Here is a 13285-nt window from a genome sequence, read left to right on the forward strand (position 1 = left end):
GAGAATTCTGAGTAAATATTGAGCAAATATCTTGTAAACGCTAACAGTAAATGTTATACTAGAAATGTAAATTTTAAATTATTAAATTAAAGGTAGGAAATTTTCTATGAGTAAAATCGTTGTAGTTGGTGCTAACCACGCTGGTACAGCATGTATCAATACTATGTTGGACAATTTTGGACATGAAAATGAAATCGTTGTATTTGACCAAAACTCAAATATCTCATTCCTTGGATGTGGAATGGCGCTTTGGATTGGGGAACAAATCGACGGAGCTGAAGGCTTGTTCTACTCTGACAAAGAAAAATTGGAAGCTAAGGGTGCAAAAGTCTATATGAACTCACCTGTTCTTTCAATCGACTATGACAATAAAGTTGTGACAGCAGAAGTTGAAGGTCAAGAACACAAAGAGTCTTATGACAAATTGATCTTTGCGACTGGTTCAACTCCAATCTTGCCTCCAATCGAAGGTGTTGAAATCGTTAAGGGCAACCGCGAATTCAAAGCAACACTTGAAAATGTTCAATTTGTTAAGTTGTACCAAAACGCAGAAGAAGTTATCGAAAAACTTGCTGACAAGAGCAAACACCTTGAGCGCATCGCAGTTGTTGGTGGTGGTTATATCGGTGTTGAACTTGTTGAAGCTTTCGAGCGTCTTGGAAAAGAAGTAGTGCTTGTAGATATCGTAGATACTGTCTTGAACGGCTACTATGACAAAGACTTCACTCAAATGATGGCGAAGAACTTGGAAGAACACAACATCCGTTTGGCTCTTGGTCAAACAGTTAAAGCCATCCAAGGTGATGGAAAAGTTGAACGCTTAGTAACAGACAAAGAAACATTTGATGTGGATATGGTTGTTCTTGCAGTTGGTTTCCGTCCAAACACAGCTCTTGCTGATGGTAAGATTGAACTCTTCCGTAACGGTGCTTTCCTTGTAGACAAGAAACAAGAAACATCAATTCCAGGTGTTTATGCAGTAGGTGACTGTGCGACTGTCTATGACAACGCTCGTAAAGACACTAGCTACATCGCGCTTGCTTCAAACGCTGTTCGTACTGGTATCGTTGGTGCTTACAACGCTTGTGGACACGAACTTGAAGGAATCGGCGTACAAGGATCAAACGGTATCTCAATCTATGGTCTTCACATGGTCTCAACTGGTTTGACTCTTGAAAAAGCTAAAGCTGCTGGTTACAACGCAACTGAAACAGGCTTTAACGATCTTCAAAAACCAGAATTTATGAAGCATGACAACCATGAAGTTGCCATCAAGATTGTCTTTGATAAAGACAGTCGCGAAATTCTTGGCGCTCAAATGGTATCACGTGATTCTGCTATCAGCATGGGAATTCATATGTTCTCACTTGCTATCCAAGAGCATGTAACAATTGATAAATTGGCCTTGACAGACCTATTCTTCTTGCCACATTTCAACAAACCATACAACTACATTACAATGGCTGCACTTACAGCTGAAAAATAAAAATTGATGAGCTATCTGGCCTTAAATTAAGGTCAGATAGTTTTTTATACTTCTGTACCCAGACAGTTTTTGTTTTTCTATCTTGTACTTCATTCTAATCTGACATAAAATAAAATGGTAGCTACCAATACAAATGATGAGGATTAAGAAATGACTGAAAATCGTTATGAACTAAATAAAAACTTGGCACAGATGCTCAAAGGTGGGGTTATCATGGACGTTCAGAACCCTGAACAGGCTCGAATTGCGGAAGCTGCTGGTGCGGCTGCTGTCATGGCCTTGGAGAGGATTCCTGCTGATATTCGTGCAGCTGGTGGAGTTTCCCGCATGAGTGATCCAAAGATGATTAAGGAAATCCAAGAAGCGGTCAGCATTCCAGTGATGGCCAAGGTTAGAATCGGGCATTTTGTAGAAGCTCAGATTTTAGAGGCTATTGAGATTGACTATATCGATGAGAGTGAAGTGCTGTCTCCAGCTGACGACCGTTTCCATGTGGATAAGAAGGAATTCCAAGTTCCTTTTGTCTGCGGGGCAAAGGACTTGGGTGAAGCCTTGCGTCGTATCGCTGAAGGAGCATCCATGATTCGTACCAAAGGAGAACCAGGGACAGGCGATATTGTTCAAGCTGTTCGCCATATGCGTATGATGAATCAGGAAATCCGACGGATTCAAAACCTACGTGAGGATGAACTTTATGTTGCTGCCAAGGACTTGCAAGTCCCTGTTGAATTGGTTCAACATGTCCATGAACATGGAAAATTGCCAGTTGTAAACTTTGCAGCTGGAGGTGTTGCAACGCCAGCAGATGCGGCATTGATGATGCAATTGGGAGCAGAGGGCGTCTTTGTCGGTTCAGGTATTTTCAAGTCAGGTGATCCTGTTAAACGAGCAAGTGCTATCGTTAAGGCCGTAACCAACTACCAAAATCCTCAAATTTTGGCTCAAATCTCTGAAGACCTAGGAGAAGCCATGGTTGGTATCAATGAGAATGAAATCCAAATTCTCATGGCTGAGCGAGGAAAATAGATGAAAATCGGAATACTAGCCTTGCAAGGCGCTTTTGAAGAACATGCAAAAGTGTTAGAAAAGTTAGGTGTTGTTAGTGTTGAAATCAGAAATTTAGATGATTTTCAACAGCATCATAGTGACTTGGCGGGTTTTATATTACCTGGCGGTGAGTCTACAACCATGGGCAAGCTCTTGCGCGACCAGCAGATGCTGCTTCCTCTAAGAGAAGCTATTCTCAATGGCTTACCAGTCTTTGGAACCTGTGCGGGTTTGATTTTGCTAGCTAAGGAAATCACTTCTCAGGAAGAAAGTCATCTAGCGACTATGGACATAGTGGTTGAGCGCAATGCCTATGGGCGCCAACTAGGAAGTTTCTATACAGAGGCAGAATGTAAGGGAGTTGGCAAGATTCCCATGACCTTTATCCGTGGACCGATTATCAGTAGTGTTGGAGAGGGTGTAGAAATTCTAGCAACAGTAGACGATCAAATCGTTGCAGCTCAAGAAAAAAAGATGCTGGTAACTTCTTTTCATCCAGAATTGACAGATGATGCTCGCTTGCATCAGTACTTTATCAATATGTGTAAAGAAAAAAGTTGAGAAAAGATTCTCAACTTTTTTACATGTAATAAACAATCGCGATGTATTGGAGTGCAGATGCCGCTAGGATAAAGAGATGCCAAATCATGTGGAAATAAGGTTTTTTCTTAGCGTAAAATCCAGCTCCAACTGTATAGCAGAGTCCGCCAGTTACCATAAGACTCCAGAAAATTGGCGTTGTTTGACTGATAATGGCAGGAATGATAGCCAGAACCAACCAGCCCATGATCAGGTAAAGGGCAAGGCTGAATTTCTCATTGACCTTTTTAGCGAAGATTTTATAGAGGATGCCAAAGATGGTCGTTCCCCACTGAATGGCAATAATGAGATAGCCAAACCAGTTATTCATTAAAGTCAATACGACCGGCGTGTAAGAGCCTGCGATAGCCACATAAATCATAGAATGGTCGATGATTCGCAAGACGTATTTGTGGGTCGAACCATAGGCCATAGAGTGGTAAATGGTTGACGAGAGGAACATGAGAAATAGACTGATAACAAAGATAGAAACACCCAAAGATGATAAAAATCCGTGTGCTTCATAACTATAGGTGGATGAAATAGGGAGTAAGATGAGCATGATAACGGCACCCACAGCATGGGTCACGCTATTAGCAATTTCCTCACCAAAACTGAGTTTTTTACTGAGCTTTAAGCTGGTGTTCATTGGATTTCCTCCTCTTCTTTGATAAGGATTAAGTTTAGAGTTTGATGATAGAGTTTAACGGTTTGACAGCTGGTTTGGATAATAGGATTTTCTGGATCAATCCCATGGTTCATGTAGTCTACAAAAGCGTCGTAGAGCTGGTCTGAGCTCGCTTGAGTTTGCAGAGTATTCAGTGTCTGGGCGATTTCTTGGATCGAAAAGACAGACTTGAGAGTGGTGATGGCAATCAAACGGGCAATCTGTTTGCGTTGGTATTTTTTCTTGTCAGGCTTTGTCAGGTAACCATTTTTGACATAGTTATTGACCATGGATGCTGTTAGCCCTTTGTCCTTATCTGGAGAGACAGGGGCGCAGACTTGATTGACATAAAGCAAAACCTGATCCAGATAGAGGTCAATGTTTGGAATGTCTTCCCATTTTGGGTAGGAAAAGTTAGAATTCATTTCCAACTCCTTTTTATCTAGTTTTAATAACTAGATTATAAAATAATAAAAAACAAAAGTCAAGTTTCAACTGCTTGTAGAAAGCCTTAAATTATGCTATGATGAGAGAAAATAGTTAGAAATGAGGGGAAAAGATGGAGATTCGTTTAGCCTTTCCAAACGAAGTAGATGCAATTATGAAGGTGATGGAGGATGCCAAAAAGTGCTTAGCTGAGTCTGGTAGTGACCAGTGGCAAAATGGCTATCCAAATGCTAACATCATTATTGATGATATCATCTCTGGTCAAGCCTATGTGGCCATGGAAGATGGAGAACTGTTAGCCTATGCTGCTGTGACCAAGAACCCAGAGAAAGCCCATGAAGCCATTTATGAAGGAAGTTGGCAGGGAGAAGAATCAGAATATCTGGTCTTTCACCGTATCGCTGTGGCAGCAGATGTCCAAGGACAAGGAGTTGCTCAGACTTTCCTAGAAGGCTTGATTGAAGGTTTTGATTACCTAGATTTTCGTTCAGATACGCATGCACAAAACAAGGCCATGCAGCATATCTTTGAAAAACTTGGATTTAGTCAGGTCGGTAAGGTTCCAGTTGATGGGGAACGCTTGGCTTATCAGAAATTAAAATAATGATGCAGAAAAAGTACACAAAAATGGTCTATCCGTCGCCAATTGGGACCTTATCCTTAGTTGCTGACGAGCAATATCTGTATGGAATTTGGGTGCAGGACCAAACTCATTTTGAGAGGGGATTAGGGGATGAAACGATAGAAGAGGTTGATAGCCATCCTGTATTAGAGCAAGTTATTTCCTATTTAGATACCTATTTCGAAGGCAGTGTTCAGGATCTATCTGACTTACCTTTGGCTCCTATTGGAACAGATTTTGAAAAGCGAGTCTGGGCATACTTACAGGCCATTCCTTATGGTCAAACAGTGACTTACGGGCAAATAGCGCAGGACCTGCAAGTAGCTTCTGCCCAAGCGATTGGTGGAGCAGTGGGGCGCAATCCCTGGTCCATCCTCGTCCCCTGTCATCGAGTGCTGGGTGCAGGTAATCGTCTGACAGGCTATGCTTCTGGAGTCGAAAAGAAAGCCTGGCTCTTGCAGCGTGAAGGTGCGGTTTTTCAAGAAAATGAAAATAAAGAATAGAAAGAAAAAAGATGTTAGAATTTATCGAATACCCAAAATGTTCAACTTGTAAGAAAGCCAAAAATGAACTAGACCAACTCGGACTTGAATACCAAGACGTCCATATCGTAGAAGAAACACCAAGTGAAGAAGTTATTTTAAACTGGCTAGAAACTTCTGGTTTTGAATTGAAACAATTTTTCAATACCAGCGGGATCAAATATCGTGAACTGGGCCTGAAAGATAAGGTGGGAAGTTTGTCAAAACAAGAAGCAGCCAAGCTTCTGGCTAGTGATGGCATGTTGTTAAAACGTCCAATTCTGGTGGAGAATGGTGCTGTTAAACAAATCGGCTATAGAAAAAACTATGAGGACTTAGGTTTGAGATAGTTTTTATTTATCTCCTTGATAGGTAAAATATATAGCCTCCCTGTTTTAAAGTGTGATAAACTAGAAGATAGACAAAGTCTGAATAGCTCGTAGCAAATAATTTGCTTGCGAGCAGAAGTATGATAGAATGAATCATTATCAGGAGAGGATGTTTTTATGACTGTTACAACATTTTTAGCATCAGATTGGTACCAAAGTTTGATGCAACTCATTCCGGATGGTAAGCTCTTTAGTTTGCGTTCGGTCTTTGATGGAATTCCAAGGATTGTCCAACAACTTCCCACAACTATCATGTTGACGCTTAGTGGTGCGATTTTTGGTTTGGTGCTAGCCTTGGTTTTTGCCATTGTTAAAATCAACCGTGTTAAGATTTTATATCCCTTGCAAGCCTTTTTTGTCAGCTTTTTAAAAGGGACACCGATTTTGGTTCAGCTTATGTTGACCTACTACGGGATTCCACTTACTCTGAAAGCCCTCAATCAACAATGGGGAACTAGCTTCAATATCAATGCTATTCCAGCAGCAACCTTTGCTATTGTAGCTTTTGCCTTTAATGAGGCTGCTTATGCCAGCGAAACCATTCGTGCAGCCATTCTTTCTGTCAATCCTGGTGAGATTGAAGCGGCACGCAGTCTGGGGATGACCCGTGCGCAAGTTTATCGTCGTGTCATTATTCCTAATGCAGCGGTGGTAGCTACTCCAACCTTGATCAATTCCCTTATCGGTTTGACCAAGGGAACTTCTCTAGCCTTTAGCGCGGGTGTTGTCGAAGTTTTTGCCCAGGCTCAGATTTTGGGTGGAGCCGATTATCGCTATTTTGAGCGATTCATCTCCGTAGCCCTTGTTTACTGGGTAGTCAATATCGGAATCGAAAGCCTCGGTCGCTTTATCGAGAAGAAAATGCAAATTTCAGCGCCGGATACAGTAACTACAGATGTGAAAGGAGACCTTCGTTAATGATTAAGATTTCGAATTTAAGTAAATCCTTTTCAGGACAAACTGTCTTGGATCATCTGGACTTGGATATCCAAAAAGGTGAGGTAGTGGCTTTGGTTGGTTCATCTGGAGCTGGGAAATCAACCTTTCTTCGTAGTTTGAACTACCTTGAAACTCCAGATAGTGGAACGATTCAGATTGATAATTTTAAAGTTGATTTTTCTCAGATTAGCCAAGAGGAAATTTTGACCCTTCGTCGCAAGTTGTCCATGGTTTTCCAACAGTTCAACTTATTTGAACGCCGAACAGCCCTTGACAATGTCAAGGAAGGCTTGGTTGTTGTTAAGAAATTATCAGATGAGGAAGCAACCAAAATCGCCAAGGAAGAGTTGGCTAAGGTCGGTCTTTCTGATAAGGAGCAACATTACCCTCGCCATTTGTCAGGTGGGCAAAAGCAACGGGTTGCCCTAGCGCGTGCCCTCGCTATGAAACCAGACGTCTTGCTCTTGGACGAACCAACATCAGCTCTTGATCCAGAATTGGTCGGAGAAGTGGAAAAATCTATTGCAGATGCCGCTAAGTCTGGTCAGACCATGATCTTGGTTAGTCACGATATGTCTTTTGTAGCCCAAGTGGCAGATAAGATTTTGTTCCTAGATAAAGGGAAAATCATCGAGTCAGGCACACCGGATGAAATCATCAATCATCCGAAAGAAGAACGAACAAAAGAATTCTTTGCTAGTTACAAACGGACTTATATTTGATATAATAGAAAAAGGAAAACTCAGTTAGTTGGACTAGCTGAGTTTACTCTTTAAAAAAGATAGAAACGAGAGAGATCATGCTACTGCATCTATTTTCTTTGTATTTCGAGAGTTTGATCTTAACGACCATCCTTGTCGTGATTTTTCTGGGGATTTGGATTGGATTGAGAGCCATGTCTGGTGTGGACAAGACAGCTAAGGCCCGTCAAGCCCATCTCTATGATATGATTATGATTGGGGTTTTGGTGATTCCAGTATTATCCTTTGCCGTCATGAGCCTCATTTTAGTTTTCAGAGCATAATGCTTGCTAAATAAACTTCAAACAGTTAGAATAAAGATAGTTACAACAAGAAAGAAGGAATCGAAATGTACGATACGATTATTATCGGTGCTGGACCTGCGGGAATGACCGCTGCCTTATATGCTGCTCGAAGCAATCTGAAAGTGGCTTTGATTGAAGGTGGTCTGCCAGGTGGACAAATGAATAACACATCTGATATCGAAAACTATCCAGGTTATGCCAACATCAGTGGACCTGAATTGGCTGAAAAGATGTTTGAACCTCTTGAAAATCTTGGAGTAGAGCACCTTTATGGATTTGTTGAAAATGTAGAAGACCATGGTGATTTTAAGAAAGTTATTACTGATGACCAAGTTTACGAAACTCGTACTGTCATCGTGGCAACTGGGTCTAAACACCGTCTTTTGGGGGTTCCTGGAGAAGAAGAACTAAATAGCCGAGGCGTTTCCTATTGTGCGGTCTGTGATGGAGCTTTCTTCCGTGACCAAGACTTGCTCGTAGTTGGTGGTGGAGATTCAGCGGTAGAAGAAGCTCTCTTCTTGACTCGTTTTGCCAAGACTGTTACGATTGTTCACCGTCGAGATGAACTTCGTGCTCAAAAGGTTTTGCAAGACCGTGCCTTTGCAAATGAGAAAGTCAACTTTATCTGGGACTCTGTCGTCAAGGAAATCAAAGGTGAAAACAGAGTAGAGTCAGTTGTATTTGAAAATGTAAAAACTGGTCAAGTGACAGAGCAAGCCTTTGGAGGTGTCTTTATTTATGTTGGACTTGACCCTGTTAGTGATTTTGTTAAGGATTTGAATATTCAAGACCAGGCGGGGTGGATTGTAACAGATAACCACATGAAGACTGCCGTTGATGGTATCTTTGCGGTTGGGGATGTTCGCCAAAAAGACCTTCGCCAAGTGACAACAGCAGTTGGAGATGGGGCTATTGCAGGTCAAGAAGCCTACAAGTTTATTACAGAACATAGTTAATACACTTCGAAAATCTCTTCAAACCACATCAGCTTCGCCTTGCCGTATATATGTTACTGACTTCGTCAGTCTTATCTACAACCTCAAAGTAGTGCTTTGAGCTGTCTACAGCTAGCTTCCTAGTTTGCTCTTTGATTTTCATTGAGTATAATCATAAAAAAGTTTCCAATCTTTTGATTGGAAACTTTTTTATAGTCTGTTTCGAAAAACTTCGTACATGAGAATGGCTGCAGCCACACTGGCATTGAGACTTTGAACATGTCCATTCATGGGAATGGTAATCATCTCATCGACCTGTTTTTTGATGTTGCTAGAGATACCTTTTCCTTCATTTCCGATGATGAGGGCGATTTTTCCTTTTGTATTCCACTTGTGGCAAGGGGTACCGTTCATATCCGTTCCAAAGGTCCAGAAGCCTTCATCCTTGAGTTTATCTAGAGTTTGACTGAGGTTGGTTACTCGGGCAATCGGTACATGCTCAATAGCACCAGTAGCCGTTTTAGCAACGACTGGAGTTACACCGACAGCACGGTGCTTGGGAATGATGACCCCTGAGACATTGGTTGCATCAGCAGTTCTCAAGATAGAACCTAAGTTGTGAGGGTCAGTTAACCCGTCCAGAATCAATAGCAAAGGATTTTCTTCTTGACGCGTTTTGGCAAGAATGTGATCTAGCTCGCTATAGGCAAATTCAGAAACTCGAAGGACAAATCCTTGATGGACAGCGCCTTCGGTCATTTCAGAGAGGGATTTTTTTGAGGTCCAAGAGATGGAGACCTTTTTCTCAGCAGCCAGTTCCTTGACTTTCTCAACATTCTTACCCCTTAGATCTTCTTGGAGGTAGAGTTTGTTTCCTGTGTTTGCAAGTAGGGCTTCGGTAACGGCATGGACGCCATAGACAATATCATTTGTTTTCATGCCTCTATTATAACACAAAATCCCGTCTTGCAACGGGATTTTCTTTATTCCAGAATTAGTAAACCATCTTTAACAGCAAATGGATCTTTTTCATTGATACGATCGTAAAACATGATTCCGTTGATGTGATCAATTTCATGTTGGACAACGATAGAGTTGTATCCTTTTAGCTTGATACGGTGTTTTTCGCCGTCCTTATCAAAGTAGTCAACAGTGACTCGGGCATGGCGGACTACATAACCTGGCACGTTACGGTCAACAGATAGGCAACCTTCTCCTTCGCCAAGAGCAGCGTCCTGAACAGAGTGGGAGACGATTTTTGGATTGTACATAATGGCTTGTAAGTCGTAGGCTTCTTGTGGAGTTTCGCCTTCTTCTACAATATTTGGGACCAAAACAGCGATAATACGTTTTGAGATATCTAATTGAGGAGCAGCAAGTCCAACACCACCACGCAAGCCCATTTTCTCAGCCATAACGGGATCCTGGGAATGTTTTAGGAATTGCATCATCTTTTCGCCAAGGATGATTTCTTGATCAGATAATGGGAAAGTAACCTCCTCAGCAACTGCGCGAAGAGTCGGATTCCCTTCGCGGATAATATCTTTCATATCAATTAAATGAGCAGCTTTTGTAATACGTTCTATAGCAGACATTTTCTCTCCTTTCATTACCTCTACATGATAACACAAAATAGGCGAGAAAGAAAGTCGCAGAAGTTGCTAAAAATAATATAATAAACGGTATTCCTCTTTTGTCTGTGGTATAATAAAAGAAAAGACTTGCATAAGAAAGCAAGGGAGAATACAGATGGAAAAGCGACAAAATAGACGGTCTCATGGACCTATTGATGGATTGTTGGAGAGAAGTATTGGGTTCTTTCGGAATTATAAATCCTGGACCAATGCCCAGTTTATTACGGTGTTGCTGCTTGCAGTTGTCTTATCTATGGGACTAAATTTGCTAGTTCGAGCAGTACAAGGTAGTAAGGAAACGAGTCCTAGTAGTCAAACTCTTGATTCTGCTAGGACATCTGGTCAATCCAAGGAAGATCAGTCTGGTGAAACAACGGCGCGTATCATGGCAAATGGTGACCTTCTCTACCATATCCCTATCTACCGAACAGCTCTTAAAGAAGATGGAACCTATGATTTCCATGAAAATTTTGAGTATGTAAAACCCTGGCTCAAACAAGCGGATTTGGTAATTGGTGACTTTGAAGGAACAGTGAACAAGGACCACTACTTGGCAGGTTATCCATTGTTTAATGCACCTGGAGAAGTAATGGACGCGATCAAGGATGCAGGCTACCAAGTTCTAGACTTGGCTCATAATCATATTTTGGATTCTCAAATTGAGGGAGTGGTTTCAACGGCTCAAGCTATTGAAAAGGCTGGAATGACCCCCATAGGAGTTTACACACATGAATCTCGTGACCAAGCCCCTATAGTCATCAAGGAAGTCAATGGAATCAAGGTGGCTCTCCTGGCCTATTCTTACGGTTTTAATGGCATTGAACAATCTATTTCCCAAGAGGACTATAATCGCTATCTTTCTGACTTAAACGAAGAAAAGATGAAGGCAGAAATCGAGCGTGCAGAGAAAGAAGCGGATATCACTGTTGTTATGCCTCAGATGGGAATTGAGTACCAGTTAGAACCAACGGAAGAACAGAAAACACTGTACCACAAGATGATTGACTGGGGAGCTGATATTATCTTTGGAGGGCATCCTCACGTCGTTGAACCTGCTGAAACAGTTGAAAAAGATGGTGACAAAAAACTGATTATCTATTCCATGGGAAATTTCCTCTCAAACCAGCGCATTGAAACCATGCAAGACGAGGAAAATGCCAAGTGGACTGAGCGAGGAGTTCTCATGGATGTGACCATTAAGAAAAAAGATGGAAAGACAAGGATTGAAACTGCCAAAGCGCATCCTACTTGGGTTAATCGAACACCCAAAGGGACTTACTCCTCAGAAGGCTATCCTCTCTTCCTCTATCAGACCTATATCTTGGAGGACTTCATTGAAGGAGGACGTTACCGAGAGCAGTTGGATGAGGCGACCAAGGAACGAATTGACACAGCTTATAAAGAAATGAATGAACATGTAGGGTTGAAGTGGTAGGCACTCGCCCTAAAGGAGACGAGATGACAATTAAATTGATTGCAACAGATATGGATGGAACCTTGCTGGATCCGAGGGGGCAGCTGGATCTGCCCCGTTTGGAAAAGATTTTAGACCAATTAGATGAACGAGGTATCCGTTTTGTCATTGCGACGGGGAATGAAGTTCACCGGATGAGGCAATTATTAGAGCACTTGGCGAGTCGAGTAGTCCTTGTTGTTGCCAACGGTGCGCGGATATTTGAGTATGATACATTACTTCAGGCTCAGACTTGGGATGATGCTATGGTTGACAAGGCTCTCCTTCATTTTAAAGGGAGGGAGTGTCGAGATCAGTTCGTCGTCACTAGTATGAATGGGAGTTTTGTCAAGGAAGGAACGGTTTTTACAGACCTGGAAAAATTTATGACTCCAGAGATGATTGAAAAACTTTACCAAAGGACCAATTTTGTGGATGAGCTAAACTCAGACCTCTTTGGAGGAGTTCTAAAGATGAGCATGGTCGTTGGTGAAGAACGTTCTAGTTCAGTTTTGCAGGAAATCAATGACCTCTTTGATGGTCGTGTAAGAGCTGTTTCTAGCGGTTATGGCTGTATCGATATCCTGCAGGCTAGTGTTCACAAGGCTTGGGGATTGGAAGAATTACTCAAGCGCTGGGATTTGACATCGGAACAGATCATGGCTTTTGGTGATAGCGAAAATGATGTTGAGATGTTGGAGATGGCTGGAATTTCCTATGCTATGGAAAATGCTGATGATGAGGCCAAGGCAGTTGCAACTGCCCTAGCACCAGCTAACAGCCAAGGTGGCGTTTATCAGGTTCTAGAAAAGTGGTTAGAGAAAGAGGGATAAGGTGGCAGTACAGTTATTAGAAAATTGGCTCTTAAAGGAGCAGGAAAAGATTCAAACCAAGTATCGTGAATTGAATCAAGTGTCTGTTCTAGAGCCAGATATCATCTTTATTGGCGATTCGATTGTAGAATACTACCCTTTACAAGAGCTACTCGGGACTGCCAAGACGATTGTCAATCGAGGGATTAGAGGTTACCAAACTGGACTCTTACTAGATAACCTTGATGCACATCTTTATGGTGATGCTGTGGATCAAATTGTTCTCCTAATTGGGACAAACGATATTGGAAAAGATATTCCCATGAATGAAGCCTTGGATAATCTTGAGCGTGTAATCCAATCGATTAACCGAGATTATCCGCTGTCACAAATAAAGCTCTTTTCTATTCTGCCAGTCAATGAGGGAGAGAAATACAAGCAGACAGTATATATTCGTACCAATGAAAAGATTAGAGAATGGAACCAAGCCTATGAGGCTCTAGCATCCGCCTATATGCAGGTAGATTTTGTGCCGATTTATGATAGTTTGACAGATTCAGAAGGACAACTTCAATCAGCCTATACAACAGATGGTCTCCATCTAAGTGTAGCCGGTTACCAAGCCTTATCAGAAGCCTTAAAATGGGTTCTTTTCTAAAGAAACGGCTTGATTTTGCATTTTTTTTGAAGATGGGTTATAATAGTTCTA

The 13285-nt window shown here is 41.8% G+C and carries 17 protein-coding genes; 13 read left to right on the forward strand and 4 right to left on the reverse strand.

Translation table 11 applies throughout. From position 1 onward, the window contains the following. Window positions 1–106 precede the first annotated feature (106 nt). The 3 genes from nox (at window position 107) to pdxT (ending at window position 3094) form a co-directional block, all read left to right on the forward strand. On the forward strand, window positions 107–1486 hold the full coding sequence (gene nox, locus ACLV7H_RS03580) for a H2O-forming NADH oxidase (RefSeq protein ID WP_045592135.1): 1380 nt from the start codon (window positions 107–109) through the stop codon (window positions 1484–1486). A 150-nt stretch (window positions 1487–1636) separates the two neighbouring features. After that, on the forward strand, window positions 1637–2512 hold the full coding sequence (gene pdxS, locus ACLV7H_RS03585) for a pyridoxal 5'-phosphate synthase lyase subunit PdxS (protein WP_411866386.1): 876 nt from the start codon (window positions 1637–1639) through the stop codon (window positions 2510–2512). Further along, window positions 2513–3094 carry a pyridoxal 5'-phosphate synthase glutaminase subunit PdxT gene (pdxT, locus tag ACLV7H_RS03590; protein ID WP_411866387.1) on the forward strand — a complete coding sequence of 194 codons (582 nt, stop codon included), beginning with the start codon at window positions 2513–2515 and terminating at the stop codon, window positions 3092–3094. Window positions 3095–3113: 19 nt separating this feature from the next. Here the strand turns inward: pdxT and trhA are convergent, their stop codons facing one another. Continuing rightward, window positions 3114–3761 (reverse strand): PAQR family membrane homeostasis protein TrhA, encoded by a 648-nt coding sequence (trhA, locus tag ACLV7H_RS03595; RefSeq protein WP_045592129.1) that lies wholly within the window; start codon window positions 3759–3761, stop codon window positions 3114–3116. Further along, on the reverse strand, window positions 3758–4204 hold the full coding sequence (locus tag ACLV7H_RS03600) for a DUF1836 domain-containing protein (RefSeq protein ID WP_411866388.1): 447 nt from the start codon (window positions 4202–4204) through the stop codon (window positions 3758–3760). The genes trhA and ACLV7H_RS03600 overlap by 4 nt, the downstream gene beginning before the upstream one ends. 134 nt (window positions 4205–4338) lie before the next feature. On the opposite strand from ACLV7H_RS03600, the gene ACLV7H_RS03605 reads away from it, so the two are divergent. The 7 genes from ACLV7H_RS03605 to trxB all read left to right on the forward strand — a co-directional run bounded on the left by ACLV7H_RS03605 (window position 4339) and on the right by trxB (window position 8698). Then, window positions 4339–4830, forward strand: coding sequence for an N-acetyltransferase family protein (locus ACLV7H_RS03605; RefSeq protein ID WP_411866389.1), 492 nt, complete (start codon window positions 4339–4341; stop codon window positions 4828–4830). Next, window positions 4830–5351, forward strand: a complete 522-nt coding sequence (locus tag ACLV7H_RS03610; protein WP_411866390.1) for a methylated-DNA--[protein]-cysteine S-methyltransferase — start codon at window positions 4830–4832, stop codon at window positions 5349–5351. Before ACLV7H_RS03605 ends, ACLV7H_RS03610 begins: the two co-directional genes overlap by 1 nt. Before the next feature lie 11 nt (window positions 5352–5362). Next, on the forward strand, window positions 5363–5719 hold the full coding sequence (locus ACLV7H_RS03615) for an arsenate reductase family protein (RefSeq protein WP_411866391.1): 357 nt from the start codon (window positions 5363–5365) through the stop codon (window positions 5717–5719). 156 nt (window positions 5720–5875) lie between these two features. Further along, entirely contained in the window at window positions 5876–6676 is an 801-nt protein-coding gene (locus ACLV7H_RS03620) for an amino acid ABC transporter permease (RefSeq protein ID WP_411866392.1), read from the forward strand. Next, the gene (locus tag ACLV7H_RS03625) at window positions 6676–7419 is read left to right on the forward strand and encodes an amino acid ABC transporter ATP-binding protein (protein ID WP_411866393.1); all 744 of its coding nucleotides are present in this window, start codon (window positions 6676–6678) and stop codon (window positions 7417–7419) included. Before ACLV7H_RS03620 ends, ACLV7H_RS03625 begins: the two co-directional genes overlap by 1 nt. A 77-nt stretch (window positions 7420–7496) precedes the next feature. Beyond that, window positions 7497–7721, forward strand: coding sequence for a DUF4059 family protein (locus tag ACLV7H_RS03630; protein WP_411866394.1), 225 nt, complete (start codon window positions 7497–7499; stop codon window positions 7719–7721). Between the two features lie 65 nt (window positions 7722–7786). Beyond that, on the forward strand, window positions 7787–8698 hold the full coding sequence (trxB, locus tag ACLV7H_RS03635) for a thioredoxin-disulfide reductase (protein ID WP_411866395.1): 912 nt from the start codon (window positions 7787–7789) through the stop codon (window positions 8696–8698). Between the two features lie 189 nt (window positions 8699–8887). Here the strand turns inward: trxB and rlmB are convergent, their stop codons facing one another. Further along, window positions 8888–9616 carry a 23S rRNA (guanosine(2251)-2'-O)-methyltransferase RlmB gene (gene rlmB / locus ACLV7H_RS03640; protein ID WP_000855729.1) on the reverse strand — a complete coding sequence of 243 codons (729 nt, stop codon included), beginning with the start codon at window positions 9614–9616 and terminating at the stop codon, window positions 8888–8890. A gap of 44 nt (window positions 9617–9660) precedes the next feature. Next, window positions 9661–10272, reverse strand: coding sequence for a peptide deformylase (gene def, locus ACLV7H_RS03645; RefSeq protein ID WP_049500103.1), 612 nt, complete (start codon window positions 10270–10272; stop codon window positions 9661–9663). Window positions 10273–10426: 154 nt separating this feature from the next. Here def and ACLV7H_RS03650 point away from each other — a divergent pair, with 154 nt between their 5' ends. From ACLV7H_RS03650 to ACLV7H_RS03660, 3 genes are read left to right on the forward strand one after another with little or no spacing between them, the layout of a single operon-like run. Next, window positions 10427–11746: a CapA family protein gene (locus ACLV7H_RS03650; RefSeq protein WP_411866396.1), complete on the forward strand. Its 1320-nt coding sequence runs from the start codon at window positions 10427–10429 to the stop codon at window positions 11744–11746. Window positions 11747–11769: 23 nt separating this feature from the next. Beyond that, window positions 11770–12597 carry a Cof-type HAD-IIB family hydrolase gene (locus ACLV7H_RS03655; protein ID WP_411866397.1) on the forward strand — a complete coding sequence of 276 codons (828 nt, stop codon included), beginning with the start codon at window positions 11770–11772 and terminating at the stop codon, window positions 12595–12597. 1 nt (window position 12598) lies between these two features. Further along, window positions 12599–13234, forward strand: a complete 636-nt coding sequence (locus ACLV7H_RS03660) for an SGNH/GDSL hydrolase family protein (protein WP_411866398.1) — start codon at window positions 12599–12601, stop codon at window positions 13232–13234. Window positions 13235–13285 lie beyond the last annotated feature (51 nt).

It is taken from the genome of Streptococcus oralis (genome assembly GCF_965111685.1).
GTDB classification, from domain to species: domain Bacteria; phylum Bacillota; class Bacilli; order Lactobacillales; family Streptococcaceae; genus Streptococcus; species Streptococcus oralis_B.